The organism is Rufibacter aurantiacus, from assembly GCF_017916345.1.
In the GTDB taxonomy this organism is placed as follows: domain Bacteria; phylum Bacteroidota; class Bacteroidia; order Cytophagales; family Hymenobacteraceae; genus Nibribacter; species Nibribacter roseolus.
The window spans coordinates 674,183-694,101 of sequence record NZ_JAFMSV010000003.1 but is presented as its reverse complement, the minus strand read 5'-3'; the positions used below and the strand labels follow the sequence as shown (position 1 = coordinate 694,101).

Sequence of the window (19,919 nt, the reverse complement as noted above, 5' to 3'; positions counted from 1 at the left end):
CTAATCTTAAAGAAAATCATCCCTTTTGTCTTTAACTTATCCCTCATTACCATGAAATTTCTTTACTCTTTTCTCCTAATCTTACTCGCGCCACTCTGCGGGGTAATGGCCCAGCAGGTGCAACTTACCTTCAGGGTGGACATGACCGGGCAAACCGTTTCCCCTAATGGTGTGCACGTGGCAGGTAATTTCCAGGCGCTGGCTGGGTCTGGGTCAGACTGGAACCCTGCATCCCTGGCGCTTACCGATCCGGATAATGACAAAATTTACGAGGTGCAGGTATCACTGCCCACAGGCGGCTTGTTCCAGTATAAGTTCATCAACGGCAACAGCTGGACCGGGGCCGAGATCGTGCCTGCAGCCTGTGGTCTCAATGACGGCGGTGGAAACTTCAACCGCACCGTTGATGCCACTGCCAGTGTCTCCAAAACGTCCCCCTATCTTTTCGGGACGTGTGACACCAAAGAGGTAACTGTTCCTTCTACTGATTATACCACGTTTTGGTGGAATGATGCCGTTTTCTACGAGATTTTCGTGCGCAGTTTCTATGACAGCAACGGCGACGGAAAAGGAGATTTCAAGGGTTTGATCCAGAAGCTGGACTACCTTAATGATGGAGACCCCAACACTACCACAGACTTAGGCATCACGGGCATCTGGCTTATGCCTATGATGGAATCGCCCAGCTACCACGGCTATGATGTCACTGATTACTACGCCACAGAATCTGACTACGGCACCATGGCCGACTTTGAGGCTTTTCTGGCCGCCGCCCATGCCCGCGGCATCAAAGTGATCATTGACTTCGTGATGAACCATACCTCAGACCAACACCCTTGGTTCACCCAGTCCAGTAGCAATACCACCAATACTTACCGCAACTGGTACATCTGGTCAGACACTAACCCTGGCTATCTTGGTCCCTGGGGGCAGGGAGTCTGGCACCAGAGAAACAGCAAATACTACTACGGAGTTTTCTTCAGCGGCATGCCTGACCTGAACTGGAGCAATGCCCAATTGAAAAGCACCATGTGGGATATAACCCGCTTCTGGCTGAACAAAGGCGTGGACGGTTACCGTCTGGATGCCGTGAAGTACCTGGACGAAGATGGCCGAAATATGGAAAACACCCCGGAAACGTTCAGCCTGCTGCATGAATTCAATCAGGTGTACAAGGCAGCCAAACCAGACGCGTTCACGGTAGGGGAGGCTTGGTCCAACACCGCGGCTGTGGTGCCTTATGTGCAGAACAATCGGCTGGACGCGGCTTTTGAGTTTGACCTGGCTGGGGCTATCATCTCCTCGGTAAGAGACAACAACCCAATAGCGGTACGCAACCAGCTAAGCCTGGTGAACCGCGTGTACCCTAAACTGCAGTACGCCACTTTCCTTACAAACCATGACAATAACAGGGTGATGGGAGAACTGGGCAGCAACGTGGCCCATATGAAACAGGCGGCCTCGCTGTATCTTACCATGCCTGGCGTTCCTTTCCTGTATTATGGTGAAGAAGTAGGCATGCTGGGCTCGGGGGTAGATGAAGACAAACGCAAACCAATGCAGTGGACTCCAGGTGCCAATACGGGCTTCTCCACCGGTAACCCTTGGCGCAGCATCAATTCCAATTTCTCGCAGTTCAACGTGCAGACCCAGTCTGCTGATGCCAACTCTCTTTTAAGCCATTACCGCAAACTGATCCAGATCAGGAACGCGCAGCCTGCCCTTAGAAAAGGGTATCACCAGGACATGACTTCTACTAATGCATCGGTGTTGAGCTATGCCCGCGTGTTTGGGCAGGAGGCGGTTGTAGTGGTTTCCAATTTCAGCAGCGAAGCAGTGGCCAGCCCTACGCTTTCCCTGGCGGTTTCTTCTCTGCCGGCCGGCAATTACCTGGTGCAGGACCTGTACCGGGGTCAGGCCATGGGAACTGTAACGGTGAATGCAAATGGCGCCATCAGTAACTGGACCTTAACGGGCAATTCATTGGCCGCAGATCAAACCTGGATTCTCCGGTTGACCTCAGCCAATGCCACCGGTATTGATGATGAGCAGGAATTGAAGAACGTGCAAGTGTATCCAAACCCTACAGCCGGTAAAGTCACCTTGTCTTTGGCTAAGGAAGGCAATCAGCGGGCCCAGGTTACAGTCTTTGATGCGGCAGGTAAGCTTTTGTCTACTGAAAATATCTCTGGTAACAGCCACACCTTTGATACCCAGGCTTGGGCCGGGGGCATCTATTTCATCAAAGTAAGCGCCAACGGCAAAGTTTCTATGAAGCGCTTGGTAGTGACGCACTAAGCGGCAGGCGCTACTTAGGCCCAATCAGGTCATGAAATAATGAATCACGGTCAGTGATATAAAAAGATTACTGTCAACTTGTTAAACCTAAACCCCTAATGAAAAAAACAACCCTGACAAACCTGATCCTTTCCGGTTCTCTCTTCTTCTCCGCGATGCTACCTACGCAACATGTGCAGGCGCAGCAGAATAAGGCGAGCCAATGGCCGCGGGGCATTACTTATGAGATCTTCGTGCAGTCCTTCGCCGATTCAAACGGGGACGGCATTGGCGATATCAAAGGCATGACGACTAAACTGGATTACCTGAAGGATTTGGGTGTGGAAGCGGTGTGGCTCATGCCCATGAACCCGTCGCCGTCTTACCATAAATACGATGTGACCGATTACTACGGCATCCATCCTGATTACGGCACCATGGCCGATTTCAAGGAGTTCATCAACCAGGCGCACAAGCGGAACATTAAGGTAGTGATGGACATGGTTCTGAACCACTCCTCCAACAAGCACCCCTGGTTTATAGACGCGGCCAAAAATGAGAACAGCCCGTACCGCGATTACTTTGTCTGGACCCACAAAAACGACCCGCAAACCCAAAAGGAGGGGAAAACCACCGGGGCCGATTCTTTCAATACCCAGCACTGGCATAAAGTAAACGGCAGTGATTACCTGTATTACGGCTACTTCTATTCAGGTATGCCAGATCTGAACTTCGATAGTCCTAAGCTGCGCGAGGAGGTATTCAAAATTGGAAGGTTCTGGTTCACAGAGGTGGGCGTAGATGGCTTCCGTCTGGATGCCGCCCGCCACATCTTCCCCGATGAGCGTCCGCAGGACAACCATAATTGGTGGGTGTATTTCCGGAACGAGATGAAGAAAGCAAACAAAGACGTGTACCTGGTAGGAGAGGTTTGGGCTCCGTCAGACATCGTGGCGCCTTACTTGAAAGGCCTGCCTGCCTTGTTCAACTTTGAGATGAGCTGGGACATTGCCAAAGCGGTGAACGGGGGTAGAGGCGATTCACTGGCAATCAAGCACGCCAGAATCACCAACTTCTACAAATCCGTGAACCCCGACTTCGTGGATGCCACCATCCTGAGCAACCATGACCAGGACCGGATCATGAGCACCCTGAAGAACGACATGAACAAAGCCAAGATGGCCGCCTCGTTGTTGTTGACCTTACCGGGTTCTCCTTACCTGTATTACGGTGAAGAGATTGGTATGAAAGGCAAGAAGCCAGACGAGCAGATCAGGGAGCCATTCCTATGGGATGCCAAGGGCAAAGACAAGAGCCGTACCACCTGGATGAAGCCCGTGAACACCACTGATGAAACCGTAGCCTCTGTGGCTGCTCAGAAGAAGGACAAAAACTCCATCTACAACCACTACAAAGCTTTGATCGCCGTCAGAAACGGTAGCAAAGCCTTGACCTACGGTTCCATTGAGCCGGTGCAGATGGAAGACAAGAGTATCAGTGCCTTTGTCAGAAACCACGAAGAGGAGTCTTTGCTGGTACTGCACAACCTGTCTGCGAAAGAGCTGACCGTGTCCCTGCCTGCTAACCTGACCTCATACGCCAAAGCGATCTACAAAGGAAAAGGAAGCCAGCAGAAGGGAGCATCGGTGGTGCTTCCGGCCTACAGCAGTGTGGTGCTGAAGAAATAACTGGAAGAGCCCTGAGACCAATAAGTCTAAGGGCTCTTTTTCTTTCACCAAGAATCTACCTTAACCCAGTACTTACTTTCTAAGAGAACAACGCAACATATGAAGAAACTCTTTATTCCGCTGCTCGCTGCCCAGGCCTTGCTTTTCCAGCCATCAGAGATTTTCGCTCAAAAACCCAAGGACTTCACCCCAGACTGGAGCAAAGGTGTGGTATGGTACCAGGTCTTCCCTGATCGGTTTAGCAACGGAGATCCCAAAAATGACCCCAAAGTGACCGACCAAGCCGGTGCTTACCCGTTTGACGTCACTTCTCCCTTCGAGATTCATCCCTGGACGAGTGACTGGTACCAGTTGCAGCCGTATGAGCAGAAAAACGGCAAGGACATTTACTTCAACATTCAGCGCCGCCGCTACGGGGGAGATTTGCAGGGCATCATCAACAAACTGGATTACCTGCAGTCTTTGGGCGTAAATGCCATTTACCTGAACCCCATTTTCTGGGCACCTTCCTCGCACAAGTACGATGCCTTGGCCTATCACCATGTAGATCCTACCTTGGGGCCAGACCCCGAGGGCGACAAAAAGTTGATGGAACAGGAAAATCCACTTGATGCCAAAACCTGGGCGTGGACCAGCGCCGATAAACTGGCCCTGAAACTCATTGAGGAGGTTCATAAACGCAAAATGTACATCATCTTTGACGGCGTGTTCAACCACATGGGCGTGAACAGCTTTGCCTTCAAAGACGTGCAGAAAAACCAGCAGGCCTCACCGTACAAAGACTGGTTCATGGTGGAAAGCTGGCGCGATCCGGCCAAAGGAACTGAGTTCAAGTACAAAGGTTGGTTTGGCGTTTCCACCTTGCCTGAGTTCAAAGAAGACAACACCGGTATTGTGGCCGGACCCAAAGAGTACATCTTCAACGCGACCCAGCGCTGGATGAACCCCATGGGCAAAGGCATTAAGAGCGGCATTGATGGTTGGCGCTTGGATGTGGCCTATGACGTGGGGCACCCTTTTTGGAAAGACTGGCGCAAATTTGTGCGCAGCATCAACCCCAATGCCTACATGACGGCAGAGCTGGTTTTCTCCATTGAAGAGACCCGGCCTTACCTCAGCGGCGATGAGTTTGACGCCACCATGAACTACAACTTCGCGTTTATTGTGCATGATTTCTTTATCCAGGAGAAAAAGGCATCCACCGTCACCCAGTTTGACACCAAGCTGAAGGAACTGCGCGAGGCGTTTGGCGAAGGAGTGGCCCTGAACATGCAGAACCTGATGGACAGCCACGATGCCACCCGTCTGGGCAGCGCCGTCGCCAACCCCGATGGGCTGAAGTTTGGCGACTGGGGCAAGTACTTCAACTGGAGCCAGAAGAGCAACAACAAACAGTACAATGCCCGCAAACCCAATACCGAGCAACTGCAGAAGCAAAAGCTGATCGCCGCTTTCCAGATCCTGTACTTGGGTTCTCCCATGATCTACTACGGCGACGAGGTAGGCATGTGGGGCAGCAACGACCCAGATTGCCGCAAACCCATGGTGTGGCAGAACCGGAAGTACGAACCCGAGACCCACAACCCAGACCAGACAAAGCATGAGCCCGATCAAGTGACCTTCAACCAGGATCTGTACAACTGGTACAAAAAGTACATCGGGTTACGCAACAAGTATGCCTCTATCAAGCGGGGAAACTACACCACCCTGGCAGTGGACGATGCACAGCAACTGTACGCCTTCAGCCGTAAGCTGGGGAATGAGGAAGTGATTGTGGTGGTGAACCGCGGTAGCAAACCCGTTTCTTTTAGCCATGACCTGCTCAAAAAAGGCCAATACAAAGAGGTGTTCTCCAAGAAGCCGATGAAGAGTATTCAGGTGAAACCCATGGATCTGGTGGTTATCAGCAATAAGGCATAATTGCCTTCCTTTTCCTAGATTATTTCAGGCCCAATTCCGCCAACAGGTTTTGGGCCTGTTTTCTATAAAACAGGTTAAAAACAGAGAAGCCCGAGGCATTGCTCCGGGCTTCTCTGTTTTGGTAACTATGTCAGTGACTAAGCTACTTTATCCTCGTCCACGTCTTTTACCAGAAGGGTGAGGAAACCAGCCAGGATCATGGAGCAACCGCCCACTACCAACACATAGATAGACTCCCCGTGGAAGATGTTCTTGTTGATGAAATCCAGCATGGTACCTGCCACAATCTGTGGAATCACAATAAAGAAGTTGAATACACCCATGTAGTACCCCATGCGGTTGGCCGGAAGGGAACCCGCCAGGATGGAGTAAGGCATAGACAAGATACTGGCCCAGGCAATACCCACGCCAACCATAGAAACGGCCAGGAAATTAGGGTCTTTGATAAAGTAAATAGAGATCAAACCAAGCCCTCCAAGGCACAGACAGATCAGGTGGGTTACCCTTCTGTTGGTTCTCTTGGCCAGGACCGGAAGTAAAAGGGCAAATACCGCCGATACTCCGTTGTAAATCCCGAAGCAAAGGCCTACCCAGTCTGCGCCTTCATTGTACAGTTTGGAAGTAGCGTCTGTGGCGCCGTAGATGTGGCGGGTTACGGCCGGAGTGGTGAAGATCCACATGGCAAACAACCCAAACCAGGTGAAGAACTGAACCAGCGCCAGCTGTGACATGGTTTTAGGCATCCTGAAAATCCCCATAAAGGTTTCTTCAACGCCTTGCCAGAAGGTGGCCTCCCGTTTCTCGCGCTCAAACTCTTCCAGGTTTTCGGGTGGATATTCCTTGGTTTTCACCACGGTCCAGAGCACCGCCAGGAAAAACACCACGCCTCCGCAGTAGAAGGCCCACTTTACAGAGGGCGGAATCTCACCGGCCGGGGCTGTATTGGGGATGCCCACCCAATTATTGAAAATCCAGGGCAGGAGAGAGGCCACCACTGCGCCCACCCCAATAAAAAAAGTCTGGGCCGCGAACCCGGCTGTACGCTGGTCACTGGGCAGCAAGTCTCCTACCAAAGCCCTGAAAGGCTCCATGGAGATGTTGATGGAAGAGTCCAGAATCCAGAGCATACCCACGGCCATCCAGAGCACCGAGGCATTAGGCATAATCAATAATGAAAGGGAGGCCAGCACAGCGCCAATCATGAAGAAAGGCTTTCTGCGGCCGAAAACCGGGCTCCAGGTGCGGTCACTCAGGTACCCGATGATGGGCTGCACTAACAGACCGGTTACGGGAGCCGCGAGCCAGTAAAGAGCAATTTCGGTGCCGCCCAGCGTCTCAAAAATCCGGCTAACGTTAGCGTTCTGTAACGCGAACCCAAACTGGATCCCCAAAAAGCCGAAACTCATGTTCCAGATTTGCCAGAAACTCAGGCGGGGTTTGGCTTGCGCCTGTACTACTTGTGCCATGGGCAAAGGGTTAGATGTGAAAGTTTGTTTGTCTGATGGGTGATTCTGTTTCTGCCTTAATATCTAAAAAAACAGGTTAGAAACGCGAGGTCCAGAGAAAAAACCTGTGAGGTTTCTAAAACCCCACAGGTTTGAAATACTACTTTTTCTGCAACAAAAACACGTGCGCGCTCATTGGCGCCAGCGTGATACTGGTTTTCACCGATGGCTGGAAGAACAGCGGCGGCATGTCTGTGAGCAGATCCTGCAGGATAAACGTGCCCTTTTCTTCCAGGTCAATGGCCGCCAGCGCCGTTTGCGGAAATGTTAGACCGTAGTTGGTGTTCTGCCGGTTGAAGTTCACCAACACCAGAATGCGTTCCTGGGCAGTGTGGCGTACATAGGCGTACACGCCCGCCGGAGCATCATTAGATTGAGCAGTTAGAGCGTAAAATTTCCCCTGCCGGATGGCCTCGCGGCTGGTGCTGAGGTTGAGCAGTTTGGTGTAGAAGGCCCGCAGGTCTTTCTGGTCCTGGGTGAGCTTACCGCCATCGAATTTGCCGCCATTCATCCAGGCTTGGTGCGCCGGAACGCCCCAGTAGTCAAAGATGGTTGTGCGGCCGTCCTCTCCCTGGAAGCCTTCGTGGCCTTTGCCCGGTTCGCCCACTTCCTGGCCGAAATACACCATGACAGGTCCGCTGCCTAAAGTAGCGCTAAGGGTCATGGCTGGGATGCCGGCAAGAGGCGTACCGGCGAACTCAGAGGAGGCCAGGCGTTGCTCATCATGGTTCTCCAGGAATCGGAGCATGTGGTTAGAGATGCCCTGGCTTTCCTCGCGCCAAACCTTGGTGATCTCCGCGGTGTTGCCCTGCCCTTTGTTTTCCATGAGGCGGCGCACGGCGTCATACAGCCCAACCTTGTCATAGAGGTAATCAAAGTGGCCCGTCTGAATGTAGTTGCGGTACTCTTTAGGGTTGTAGATCTCGGCAATGAAGGTGATACCTGGGTGTTTCTCTTTGACCTGCGGGATAGCCCAGGCCCAGAACTCCACGGGCACCATCTCGGCCATGTCGCAGCGGAAACCGTCTACGCCTTTGCCCGCCCAGAAAAGCAGGATGTCACGCATCTTGAGCCAGGTGTCTGGGGTGGGCGAGAAGTGCTTGGTGCGGTTGTTCTGAATGTCTACCCCGTAGTTCAGCTTCACGGTCTCAAACCAGTCGTTCTCCGAAGGGGCGGCGTTGAATACGTCGTTGCCGGTGACCTTGGCCGGATTCTCCTGGAACTTGCCGTCTTCCTGCGGACCGCGGTGGGTGCCGCTCAGTGGATTGTAGGTTTTAGGCACCTGCAACGCTTGGCCGGGTATGTAGTAGAAGTTGTTGCTGGCCTTAAAGGAAACGGTTTTATCATCCTGAATTCCAAAGTCTTGTACACCGGTGGGTTTAGCGTCTGAGGTGTAGAAACGGGCCACGTGGTTAGGTACGAAGTCAATGAGTACTTTGAGGCCGTTGCCGTGGGTGCGGGCCACCAGCGCCTCAAATTCAGACATCCGCTTGCGCACGTCCACCGCCAGATCGGGGTTCACGTCATAGTAATCCTTGATGGCGTAGGGAGAGCCGGCGCGGCCTTTCACCACATCGGCATCGTCCAGAGCCACCCCGAATTTGGTGTAATCCGTGAGGACGGCGTGCTCAATGACCCCGGTGTACCAGACGTGCGTGGCCCCCAGTTTCTTGATTTCCTGCAGCGCCTTGTCTGAGATGTCGTTGAACTTGCCCACGCCGTTTTCCTGCAGCGTGCCGTAGGTCTTATTAGTTGCTTTCCTGTTCCCGAACAGACGCGTCATCATCTGGTAGATCACCAGTTTATTGTCCTTTACCTCCTCGTCGGTGGTGTTGGGATCAGGCTTGGGGGCAGGGGTGGTTGTCACGGGTGCCGATGTTTTTGCCTCAGGGGTGCTGGTTTGGGTAGGGGCAGTGGAAGTGCACGCGCCCGCCAGCGCCGCCAGTAGGACGAGGGAAAGGAGAGGTCGTTTGGTTTGTTCTTGTATCACGTAGCTAAGGTCGTGTGAAAAGACTCATTTGAAGGTAAAACGCAGGGACTCCTGTTTTTAGGTTGTTCCCGCAAAAACAGGCCCAAAAGGGAAAGCCGCTCCCGTATAGACAGGAGCGGCTTTGGATTTACACCAGTTGGTGGGCAAACTCACCTTTGGCATTCGCCTCAATGGTCTGCGGTTGGTCAAACACATTCAGGGTGATGGCCTCCGGCGAAGCGTTCTCAATGATCACGTGCTCCTTGGTGACCTTGATGTTGAGTAGGTGCCCACGGAAACGGATCTTGAATGAATAAGAGGTCCAGCCGGCAGGGATGAACGGATTGAAATGCAGTTGGTTATCGCGTACGCGCATGCCTCCGAAGCCCTGCACCACCGACATCCAGGTACCGGCCATGGAGGTGATGTGGCAACCGTCCTCAGTGTCGTTGTTATAGTCGTCCAGGTCAAGGCGGGCGGTGCGGAGGTAGAACTCGTAGGCGCGTTCCTCATCTCCTAACTTGGCAGCCAGGATGGAGTGCACACATGGCGAGAGAGAAGACTCATGTACGGTACGCGGCTCGTAGAAGTCATAGTTTCTGCGGATTGTCTCCAGATCATACCGGTCCTCAAAGAGGTAAATGCCTTGCAGCACATCGGCCTGCTTGATGAACACCGAACGCAGAATTCTATCCCAGGACCATTTCTGGTTCAATGGACGGTCCTCGGCCGGAAGGTCTTTCACCAGCGTCTGCTCTTTGTCCAGGAAGCCGTCCTGCTGCAGGAACACGCCCAGGTCTTTGTCCTCGGCGTAGTACATGTTGTCAATCACGTGCTGCCATTTCTCTGTTTCCTTCGCAACATCCAGGTTCATTTTCTGCACCAATTCCTGAAAACGAGCTGAATCTGCGTTCTGCACGTGCTGCAGCGCCTTGAGCGTGTATTCCAGCGTCCAAGTGGCGATGGTGCTGGTGTACCAGTTGTTGTTGACGTTGTTCTCATACTCGTTAGGGCCGGTCACGCCCAGCATCACATACTGGTTTTTGGCCGCCGACCAGTTCACGCGCTGCGCCCAGAAACGAGAGATACCCACCAGCACTTCCAGGCCGTACTCGGCCAGGTAGCTATCATCGCCGGTGTAGCGGATGTAGTCATAAATAGCGTGTGCGATGGCGCCGTTGCGGTGGATTTCCTCAAAGGTGATTTCCCACTCGTTGTGGCACTCCTCGCCGTTGATGGTCACCATTGGGTACAGGGCCGCGCCGCCGGTGAAGCCCAGCTTCTCGGCGTTCTCAATGGCTTTCTCCAGGTGCTTGTAGCGGTACACCAGCAGGTTACGGGCAACCTGCGGATCGGCAGTGGCCAGGTAGAAAGGCAGGCAGTACGCCTCAGTGTCCCAGTAGGTGGTTCCGCCGTATTTCTCGCCGGTAAAGCCTTTCGGCCCGATGTTCAGGCGCTCGTCCTCGCCGGTGTAGGTCTGATTCAATTGGAAGATGTTGAACCGGATGCCCTGTTGCGCGGTGGCGTCGCCCTCAATCATGATGTCGCTTTCTTCCCACTTGGCGGCCCAGGCGGCAGCCTGTTCCTGCAGCATCTGCTCAAAGCCTTTGGCTACGACACCGGACAAGACCTGTTTGGTGTTTTCCAGGAGGTTTACCTTGGCGTGGTTCTCAGAAGAAAGGTTCGCGGCAAACTTATACAGCACGGTCTCCTGGTTTTCAGATACCGGCAACTCAAAAGTAGAAGCCACAAATTTGGTGCGCTCCACCGGCGTTGCCTGCACGGCTACTTCCTGGCCGTTCTGTGTCACGAAGAACTTCTGGCCGGTGCACACGTGGAAGAACGTCTTCTTGGTCTCGGCAATTACATACCCTTCTGTGGGCTGCGCCTCCTGCATGATCTCGTTCCAGAACTTCTCGTCGTAATTGGAGTCGGCGTTCTTGATATCGGCGTCCACGTAAGGGGTGAGGGTAAGCGTGCCGCTGAAGTTCAACGGCGTGATGCTGTAACGGATGGCGCCCACTTCATCGTCCACGATGCTGGTGAAGCGCTTGGCCTCTACGCGCACCTGCTTGCCGCTGGCTAGCTGGGCGGTGAAGCGGCGCTCCAGCCAACCTTCGCGCATGTTCAGCTCGCGGCGGAAATCCAGCACCTGGCAGTTGTTCAGGTCTAGGGTTTCGCCGTCCAGTTGCACGTCAATGCCTATCCAGTTGGCGGCGTTCAGTACCTTGGCGAAATATTCTGGGTAGCCGTTCTTCCACCAGCCCACGCGGGTCTTATCTGGGTAATAAACGCCGGCCACGTAATTGCCCTGCAGCGTCTCGCCGGTGAACGCCTCCTCAAAGTTGGCGCGTTGGCCCATGCGGCCGTTGCCTAAGCTGAAAACGCTCTCGGAAATCTGGTTATAGTGTGGATGGAACCCTTCTTCAATGATGGACCACTCGTCAACGGTAAGATATTGTTTCATAATAGTTCGTATCAAGTATCAAGACTCACGTATCAGGACTTATTTTTCTCTTTTCTGTATATCTGTTTAGAAGCTGATTTTTGGAAAACAGCCTCTAAATACATTCACTTTTCAGGTACTTTATCGTCCCCCTTTGAAGGGGGTTGGGGGATGATTACTCGTGCAGATCATGGCGTTCCCGAGAATCATTTTGTAGTGTTTTGTGGATGTAGCATTTCGGTTCTTCCAACGGCCTTGTCATCCCCCAACCCCCTTCAAAGGGGGACGAAATGCGTGACAATAATTATTTTGTTTTGCGGGCCTTTTCTTGAAAACAGCCCTAAAACTGGTTAGGCTTTCTGCTCCAGGGCATGCAGGCGCTCAACCGTCATCTCGGTCATGTCTTTCACAACGATGTCGGCCTGCGTTAGCACCTCGGGTTGGCCTACGCCAACGCAGAGCATGCCGCCGTTTTTAGCGGCTTCCACGCCGGCCACGGCGTCTTCAAACACCACGCATTCTGAGGGCTGCACGCCTAGGGCTTCGGCGCCTTTCAGGAATACTTCTGGGTGGGGCTTGCCGTTCACCACGTGGCGGCCGTCAATGATGGCATCAAAGTAGGGGAGCAGATTAGTGCGCTCCAGGATGAGCTGCGCGTTTTTGCTCGCCGATCCCAGGGCAATTTTGATGCCTTCGGCTTTGAGGGATTTGAGGAAATCCACTACGCCAGGCAGGATCTCGTCTGGGGTCATTTTGGCCACATCCAGGAGGTACTCGGTATTTTTCTGCTCGCAAAGCGCCAGCATTTTCTCCTGTTCCATGGTCTGGTTGCCAATCTCCAGGATAATCTCCAGAGAGCGCACGCGGCTCACGCCTTTGAGGCGCTCATTGTCGTGCTCGGTGAAATCAATCCCCAAAGTCTGGGCCAGTTGGCGCCAGGCTTTGAAATGGTATACGGCGGTGTCTACCAGTACTCCGTCTAAGTCAAAAAGGCAAGCTTTGATGGTGCTCATAAGTGTATGTTCGTTTTCCCCGGATGGTGGGAAATGTGGTTATAGATTAGATTGTTTTTGTAGTTCTACTACGATGGCCGTCTTGGCCGGTACCTTAATGGTGGCCAGGCTGGCAAGAGGGGCATCGGTTAAAATATTCTTTCCTTTGGTGAATCCGTTAAGGCGTTCAGCGAAGCGCTCGGTTTTCATATCCACTTCTTTGTCAGTGGTGTTGGTGGCCACCATGATAGTTTTGCTTTCATCATAGCGGAAGTACACGTACAGTCCGTCCTGGGGTACAAACTGCATGAGCTTGCCCGAGTGCAAGGCCGGGGTGTTCTTACGGTAAGTGGCCAGTTTCTTTACAAAGTTGAAGGCTTCGTTCTCGCGGGCGTTGCGGCCTGCGGCGGTGAACTTGTTTTCCTTATCGCCGGCGAAACCACCGGGGAAATCACGGCGCACCTCAGCGTCTGATGGGTCTTTGAAGTTCTTCATCAGGATCTCGGTGCCGTAGTAAAGTGAGGGGATGCCGCGGGTAGTGAGAAGCCAGGTAAGGCCCATCTTGTACTTGTCAAAATCCTCCCCAATGACCGAGAAGTAGCGGTTCATGTCATGGTTGTCCAGGAAAGTGACCAGTTTCATGGAATTCTCGTACACGGCGTCCTGCGCCAGAATCTGGTGTACCTTGCTCACGCCTTCGTCCCAGCCGAACTTTTGGTTCAGGCCGTCATTTATGCCGTTGAACAGCACAAAGTCCAGGGTGCCGGGCTGGTTGCTTTTGAATGGGAAGTTGATGTTGTTGCGGGTGAAACGAGACTGCGCAACCACGTTGTTGACCCAAGACTCCCCGAAGATATGGATGTTGGGGTACTCGTCAAGCAGGGCCTGGTTGCAGGCGTTCATGAACTGGTCGTCATTGTACATGTAGGTGTCAATGCGCCAGGCATCAATCCCGAAATTCTCTACTACCCAGATTGCATTCTGGATGAGGTAATTGGCCACCAGAGGGTTGGTCTGGTTTAGGTCGGGCATAAAAGGGGTGAACCAACCGTTCATCATCACGGTCCAGTCTGCCTTAGACCCGTTAGGGTCAATGATGGGCTGGAATTTGTGCGAGGTGTTGGTGTAGGCAGGGAACTGGTGTACCCAGTCTTTGGACGGTTGGTCTTTGATAAACCAGTGGTTGATGCCCACGTGGTTGTAAACCGCATCCTGCACTACTTTGAGGCCTCTGGCATGGGCCGCCTGCACAAATTTTCTGTACACTTCGTTTCCGCCCAGGCGTTTGTCCACCGCATAATGGTCAGTGAAGGCGTAGCCGTGGTAGGCGCTCCGCATCTGGCCGCCTTCATCGGTGAGAGGTTGGTTGTTCTCGATCACCGGGTTCAGCCACAGCGCTGTTACGCCCAGTTCCTGGAAATAATTGAGGTGGTTCTGGATTCCCTGTATATCGCCGCCATGGCGCAAGAACGGGTTACTGCGGTCGGCTTTCGGATCGGCGAGGTCTTTGAACTTGTCATTTTTAGGATCTCCGTTAGAGAAGCGATCAGGCAGCACCAGGTAAATGAAATCGGCGGAGGTCAGGCCCTGGCCTTTGGGTTCCTGGTTACGGGCTTTGAGTTCGTACTTGCGGGTGAGTTTCTGTTTGCCGTTCTGGCCCGTTATGTTAAAGGAACCCGGCTTGGTAGACGCCGCAATGGTAAGGTCCAGGAAAGCATAGTTGGGGTTCTCCACCTTTTGCGATTTCACCAGCTCTACCCCAGGGTAATCGATTGAATAGTTAAGTGTACCCGCGTTTGGGCCGTATACCAACAGTTGAAGATTTTGGTTTTTCATGCCTACCCACCAGTTAGTGGGGTCTACCCGGGTGATGGCGGCTTTCTGCTGGGCCTGGGCGGAGAAGGAAAGAAGTAAAACGCTTAGCAAAGCAAGCCCTTTGGCAAATGCAAGGGAGAGGGGAGAATGCTTCATTTTATTCATTATCAGATTTATAGAGACGCCAAATTGAGCGCCTTGGCAATTCAATGTTGAATTTCCTACTGTAAAGCAAGCCTCAATTTACCTTTTGGCTCCGTCCCGTTTTAAGTGCCTTTGGGGAAAAACGACCCTGAAACACCTTGCTTTGACTTGCTTCGGCAGAGATTTTTACAACCAGGTACAATCTTTACCCATCTACAAGGACTTCAATCTCAGCCAAAAATCTATACCGGAGAGGTAAGTTCTTCCTGGTTTGGACCAAAGAATGGTAGCTTTATAGGATAGTATTGTTAATATTGTAAAATCATGGAGGTAAATCTACGCTTTTTTAATTAAGAAATCGATTTCCTAGATTTAAAAATGCCAATTATGAAAAAATCTACAGGCCTGAAGCTTGGCCTGCTGCTACCCCTCACCTCATGGGTCTTTCAGGCTGAAGCTCAGGTGACTATTGAGATCAGGAAGGTGCCGGAGAAGACCCCAGCCACGGATACGCTTTTCCTGGCCGGCAACCCTAACAACTGGAATCCGCGCAATCCGGCGTTTGCCTTCAAGAAAGCCGCCAACAACCGTTTCTACCTTACCTTGCCCCAGGGCGAGGGAGAACTGGAGTACAAGATTACCCGGGGAAGTTGGGAGAAAGGAGAGACCCTTGCTAACGGAGCGGGCCGCGGCAACCGGGCCTATAAAGCCAAAGCCGTAAAGGACACTATACGCATAGAAGTAGAGAACTGGCAGGACAATTTCGCCTCGCCGGCAAAGGCGCATACCGCCGCTTCTAACGTGCAGGTCCTGAGCAATGAGTTCTGGATGCCGCAGTTGAAGAAATCGCGCCGCGTATGGCTGTACCTGCCCCCTGATTACGCTACCTCCGGTAAGAAGTACCCCGTGCTGTACATGCACGACGGCCAGAACGTGTTTGATGCTTTCTATTCGTACAGCGGGGAGTGGGGCGTGGACGAATCTTTGAATGAGCTGTTCAAGACCCAGGGCAAAGAGGTGATTGTAGTGGCGGTAGATAACGGCGGTGAGGAGCGGATGAACGAGTACACGCCCTGGCGCAACGCCAAATACGGCGGTGGCAAAGGCGATGCCTACGTTGATTTCCTGGCCCAAACCTTGAAGCCTTACATTGATGCGCATTACCGCACCAAACCAGAAAAAGAGAACACCGGCGTGGCAGGTAGTTCTATGGGTGGGTTGATCTCGTTGTACGCGGCCCTTAAACATCCGGAGGTATTTGGGAGAGCAGGCGTGTTTTCTCCCGCTTTCTGGGTTTCACCCGAGTTTTTTGATTATGCCGCAAAAACGAAGCCTGCCAAGGACCTGAAGGTATACCTGGTAGCCGGAGCCAAGGAAAGCAAGGAGATGGTACCGGACATGGCCCGCATGCGTGACCTTTTTGTGAAACAGGGACTCAAGCCCTCTGCCTTTGTCTATGAAGTACACGCAGACGGTGAACACAAGGAGTCTTACTGGAGACGGGAGTTTCCCAAGGTTTTCTCCTGGCTTTTTTCCAGGTAGCATCTTGGTGAGAGGATAAACCAATCCCTGCTGTTCTTGGGCTCTATTTTGTAAATAAGCCTAAAAGCAGCAGGGATTTTCATGAGCGGTTACTGCTGGTCACCTCCTGTGGTAGTGGTGGCGGAGGAGTCTGGCAGGTTCAGGGAGTCCAGGCCGCCGTCCGCGCCTTCCACCATGTCCTCGGTGTTGGTGGTGCCGGTTTTCTCGGCGGGGGCTTTCTCGCCGCAGGCAGTAAAGATGCCACCTACCAGCGTAAGGGCCAGTAGGTTGGTGAAGATGGTCTTTTTCATAGGGGTTATGTTTTAGGCACGTTTTTTCTAAATATTAGAAGTTTTAAATCTTTGTACGGAATAATCGGGCTTTGGTCGGAGTAGCCTTCCGGCGACGCTGAGATGGCGTCGAAGCCATTGCAGCAAGCGGTCATAAAGCTTTCATTCTATGATAGATAAACCTAAGTGCTTTCCCATTTTGAAATCCTTTCAACCTGATTAAGGCAGCACCGGGCAGCTTAGAACCTTTAGGTAAAATCTGAGTTTATCTATACTATGGCAAAGCGACCCGGTATCTTCCCCACCTTCTTCATCTCCGGATTTGAATGCTCCACTTTCCTGTGGAAAGACAAAGGACGCCGCAACCTTGTAGAGGAGACGCAGCATGACAGGTTTGCCCATAGTGATTATGAACTGCTGCGGCGGCTGGGAATTGCGGTCTCGCGCGAGGGCATTCCCTGGCCTATGGTGGATAAGGTTGGAACGTATGATTTCTCGGCTATAGATCCCATGATTGAGGCCATGCAACAGCACAAGATTCTGCCTATCTGGGATCTCTGCCACTACGGCTACCCCGATGACCTGGATCCTTTCACCGATGCTTTCACCCAACGCTTTGCTTCTTATTGCCAGGCAGCAGCCGAATACGTGGTAGAAAAACTGCCCGCACCTTACTTCTTTACGCCCATCAACGAGATCACCTTTTTCTCTTTCTGCGCCGGCGAGTGGGGCTGGGTATCGCCTTATAAGAAAACGAAGGAAGACCGCTTTAAACTAAGGGTGGCGCTCTGCAAAGCTGCCATTGCCGGAGTAAAGGCCATCAGGGAAGTGATTCCGGAGGCCCGCATGATCCATATTGATCCCCTGGTGCAGGTGGTGGCACCCAAAGACCGGCCCGATCTGAAAGAGGCCGCCCACCACGAAACCTACGTAGACACTTTCCTGGCCTGGGACATCATCTGCGGCAAAGAACATCCTGAGCTAGGTGGTTCTCCCGAGATCCTGGATATTGTAGGCGCCAACAACTACTCCTTCGGGCAGATGGAGTACCGGGAGCAGGGGCCTCATGCCGCACTTCCGCCCGACGATGACCGCATTAAACCGCTATGCGAACTGATGCACTGGGTGTATGACCGCTACAAACGCCCCATGATCATTGGGGAGACCAGCGGGCTGAAAGACGGGCGGGAAGACTGGCTCCGCGATGTCATGGATGAGTCCTTGGCGGCCGTGGAAGCCGGTATAGATCTGCATGGCATCTGCCTGTTCCCGGCGGTAGACATGCCCGACTGGCACACCGGCGAGTGGCTGCACAACGGCATCTGCGACCTTGAATTACACAACGATGAATTGAGGCGGGTGGAATGCAAACCTTACGTCCGGGAACTGCGCCGCTGGCAGAAAGAACTTAACCGCGTCACCCAACTGGACGAAGACCCTTTCAACGATCCCGTAGAACTGCAGGACGTCATAGACGCCGCCAAACGCCTGAAGAAAAAGCCCGACAAGAACTGGCACTAAGAGATAGGGCTCAATACTTTTCCCATAAAACCAACCTTTAAGCTCCTCACCTCTGATCGTTTGTTTCGGATCAGTTTATTAGAATATAAGCTGAAAACCGATGGTTAAGCCCAAATGAGAAGGTTAAAGAAATCTCCTTTCAGGTGAACGAACATTTACATGATGTACTTCATGAGTAAACAAAAGCAAAGGCTGATCAGCCTTTGCTTTTGTTATAAAGATGATTGGTTTTACCGGGTGACCATCATGTGTTTGGAGGCAGCTATTTTCCCGTTGACCGTTAGTGTGTAAACGTAGTTTCCGGCAGGTAAGTCACGGGCATTCATCTGCGCTGTGCCCGTTTTGGGAGCCTGAATGGTTTTCACTAGTTTTCCGGAATTCGACTCATAAACATGAATCTGGCCCGTGGCGCCAACCGGTATGCTGTAACGGAAGGTGGTGATCTGGTCTACTGGGTTAGGCTGGTTCTGTTCCAGCAGAATACCTGGGTTGTTTGAACCCAGGGCACTTTTATTCTCTGCTCCAGTTGTGGACTCCAGTTGGGCCACCCTTTGGGAGAGAAAAGTTATGGTTTGTCGTTGTTCCTCAAGGGTCTGCTGTTGCTCCTGCACGGCCTTAATCAACAAGGGAATCAGCTCGGTGTAGTTCACACCTTTTAAACTGATGCTTTCCTTTTGGATGTCTTTTGCTTCTATGTTTTTGGAGATTTTGCCTTCGGCGGTAAACCTGTTGTTTTCATTGCTCCGATCATGAAGGTAGAGTGGCGCATCTTTTACTAGATCGGGCAGGACCTTTTCTACGTCCTGGGCCACTAACCCGTAATGGCTCCCCTGGGGTAAGTGAAGCCTGGCGTATTGCCCATCTTTCCTGAACTCATATTGCACAGGTTTTAACTTGTTTAAGAGGGTGATGGCATCACCTACCGGCTGCATATTTTTCTTGATGTTTCCGTCACTTGCCTTAAAGGTGTTGGAGAGGAAAACATCGCCATCAATGACTGCGGCAAACTGACCATTTAAAGTAGTTGCATAAACACCGTTGCCAGAATTTGACACGAAGTTACCGGCATAGCTATTTACACTGAATCCTTCCACTCCATGGCCATCATCGCTGGAGCCAAGTACTCCAAATTGTTCTGCGTATCCAGCCACGCCAACAAATCCAGATTGGCCCACCACGCCGTAAGACCCTATCTCCTGGGATCCCTGGCCCTCAACCCCCGTGCGCGCTTTTCCATAAACAGCCGTCCCGAAAAGGTTTGTCGCCTCAGCTTCCAGGCCAATGGCATGACCGCTGGTGAAAATACCCGAGCCAAAGGTGGAGTCATTCACCACCTGGAGTTTATGGATAGGAGAAAAGACGGAGGTGCCGATATTTACCTTGCCGTTTACATATAAGCCATTGTTTGGGGGAGTATTGTTGAAACCAACGCTTAATCCTCCGTTTCTATGGACCTTAAATCTGGTCACATTATTCACCAACACACCAACCGGATCCTGGCCGGCCGCGCTATTGACCTGCAACTTGGTGGTTGGGGTAGTTGTGCCAATGCCTACCAGCCCAAGGGCCGTAATTCTCACTCGTTCATTGTTATTCGTGTAAAGCCGAAGGTGAACTCCGTTGGTGGTACCCAGTTTTGCGGTGCCAGCGTTACTGTTGCCGGCCAGGCTCCAATATGGAGCAGTGTTCTGCGCGGTTGACTCAGAGAGGAGGAACAACGTGGAAATTAAAAGTATAACCTTCTTCATGTTTTTAGATCATTAAAAAAAAGAACTGAAAACGCGTGACGACAAGAAAGCCTGGAAAAAGCCCAGGCTTTACAGGAGGGTAG

Annotated in this window: 12 protein-coding genes; 5 read left to right on the top strand and 7 right to left on the bottom strand. The window is 52.3% G+C overall.

Annotation, left to right across the window (positions count from 1 at the left end; translation table 11 throughout):
• Nucleotides 1-51: 51 nt before the first annotated feature.
• The 3 genes from J3P34_RS13440 (at nucleotide 52) to J3P34_RS13430 (ending at nucleotide 5,885) form a co-directional block, all read left to right on the top strand.
• Nucleotides 52-2,298, top strand: coding sequence for an alpha-amylase family glycosyl hydrolase (locus J3P34_RS13440; protein WP_210489175.1), 2,247 nt, complete (start codon nucleotides 52-54; stop codon nucleotides 2,296-2,298).
• 98 nt (nucleotides 2,299-2,396) lie between these two features.
• The gene (locus J3P34_RS13435; protein WP_210489174.1) at nucleotides 2,397-3,965 is read left to right on the top strand and encodes an alpha-amylase family glycosyl hydrolase; all 1,569 of its coding nucleotides are present in this window, start codon (nucleotides 2,397-2,399) and stop codon (nucleotides 3,963-3,965) included.
• A gap of 99 nt (nucleotides 3,966-4,064) precedes the next feature.
• Nucleotides 4,065-5,885: a glycoside hydrolase family 13 protein gene (locus J3P34_RS13430; protein ID WP_210489173.1), complete on the top strand. Its 1,821-nt coding sequence runs from the start codon at nucleotides 4,065-4,067 to the stop codon at nucleotides 5,883-5,885.
• Nucleotides 5,886-6,022: 137 nt separating this feature from the next.
• On the opposite strand, the gene J3P34_RS13425 is transcribed toward J3P34_RS13430, so the two are convergent.
• The 5 genes from J3P34_RS13425 to J3P34_RS13405 all read right to left on the bottom strand — a co-directional run bounded on the left by J3P34_RS13425 (nucleotide 6,023) and on the right by J3P34_RS13405 (nucleotide 14,768).
• Nucleotides 6,023-7,351 carry an MFS transporter gene (locus tag J3P34_RS13425; RefSeq protein WP_210489172.1) on the bottom strand — a complete coding sequence of 443 codons (1,329 nt, stop codon included), beginning with the start codon at nucleotides 7,349-7,351 and terminating at the stop codon, nucleotides 6,023-6,025.
• A gap of 139 nt (nucleotides 7,352-7,490) precedes the next feature.
• Nucleotides 7,491-9,176, bottom strand: a complete 1,686-nt coding sequence (locus tag J3P34_RS13420) for an alpha-amylase family protein (RefSeq protein ID WP_210489454.1) — start codon at nucleotides 9,174-9,176, stop codon at nucleotides 7,491-7,493.
• 331 nt (nucleotides 9,177-9,507) lie between these two features.
• Nucleotides 9,508-11,826 carry a glycoside hydrolase family 65 protein gene (locus J3P34_RS13415; RefSeq protein ID WP_210489171.1) on the bottom strand — a complete coding sequence of 773 codons (2,319 nt, stop codon included), beginning with the start codon at nucleotides 11,824-11,826 and terminating at the stop codon, nucleotides 9,508-9,510.
• A gap of 329 nt (nucleotides 11,827-12,155) precedes the next feature.
• Entirely contained in the window at nucleotides 12,156-12,818 is a 663-nt protein-coding gene (gene pgmB / locus J3P34_RS13410) for a beta-phosphoglucomutase (RefSeq protein ID WP_210489170.1), read from the bottom strand.
• 39 nt (nucleotides 12,819-12,857) lie between these two features.
• Nucleotides 12,858-14,768, bottom strand: a complete 1,911-nt coding sequence (locus J3P34_RS13405; protein ID WP_210489169.1) for a glycoside hydrolase family 13 protein — start codon at nucleotides 14,766-14,768, stop codon at nucleotides 12,858-12,860.
• A gap of 375 nt (nucleotides 14,769-15,143) precedes the next feature.
• On the opposite strand from J3P34_RS13405, the gene J3P34_RS13400 reads away from it, so the two are divergent.
• Nucleotides 15,144-16,298 carry an alpha/beta hydrolase gene (locus J3P34_RS13400; RefSeq protein ID WP_210489168.1) on the top strand — a complete coding sequence of 385 codons (1,155 nt, stop codon included), beginning with the start codon at nucleotides 15,144-15,146 and terminating at the stop codon, nucleotides 16,296-16,298.
• Between the two features lie 89 nt (nucleotides 16,299-16,387).
• Here J3P34_RS13400 and J3P34_RS13395 read toward each other — a convergent pair whose 3' ends face one another.
• Nucleotides 16,388-16,588, bottom strand: a complete 201-nt coding sequence (locus J3P34_RS13395) for a hypothetical protein (protein WP_210465153.1) — start codon at nucleotides 16,586-16,588, stop codon at nucleotides 16,388-16,390.
• Nucleotides 16,589-16,843: 255 nt separating this feature from the next.
• Here J3P34_RS13395 and J3P34_RS13390 point away from each other — a divergent pair, with 255 nt between their 5' ends.
• Nucleotides 16,844-18,088, top strand: coding sequence for a glycoside hydrolase family protein (locus J3P34_RS13390; protein ID WP_210489167.1), 1,245 nt, complete (start codon nucleotides 16,844-16,846; stop codon nucleotides 18,086-18,088).
• Between the two features lie 230 nt (nucleotides 18,089-18,318).
• On the opposite strand, the gene J3P34_RS13385 is transcribed toward J3P34_RS13390, so the two are convergent.
• Complete coding sequence (locus J3P34_RS13385; RefSeq protein WP_210489166.1) at nucleotides 18,319-19,836, bottom strand: tail fiber domain-containing protein; 1,518 nt, start codon at nucleotides 19,834-19,836, stop codon at nucleotides 18,319-18,321.
• Between the last annotated feature and the right edge of the window lie 83 nt (nucleotides 19,837-19,919).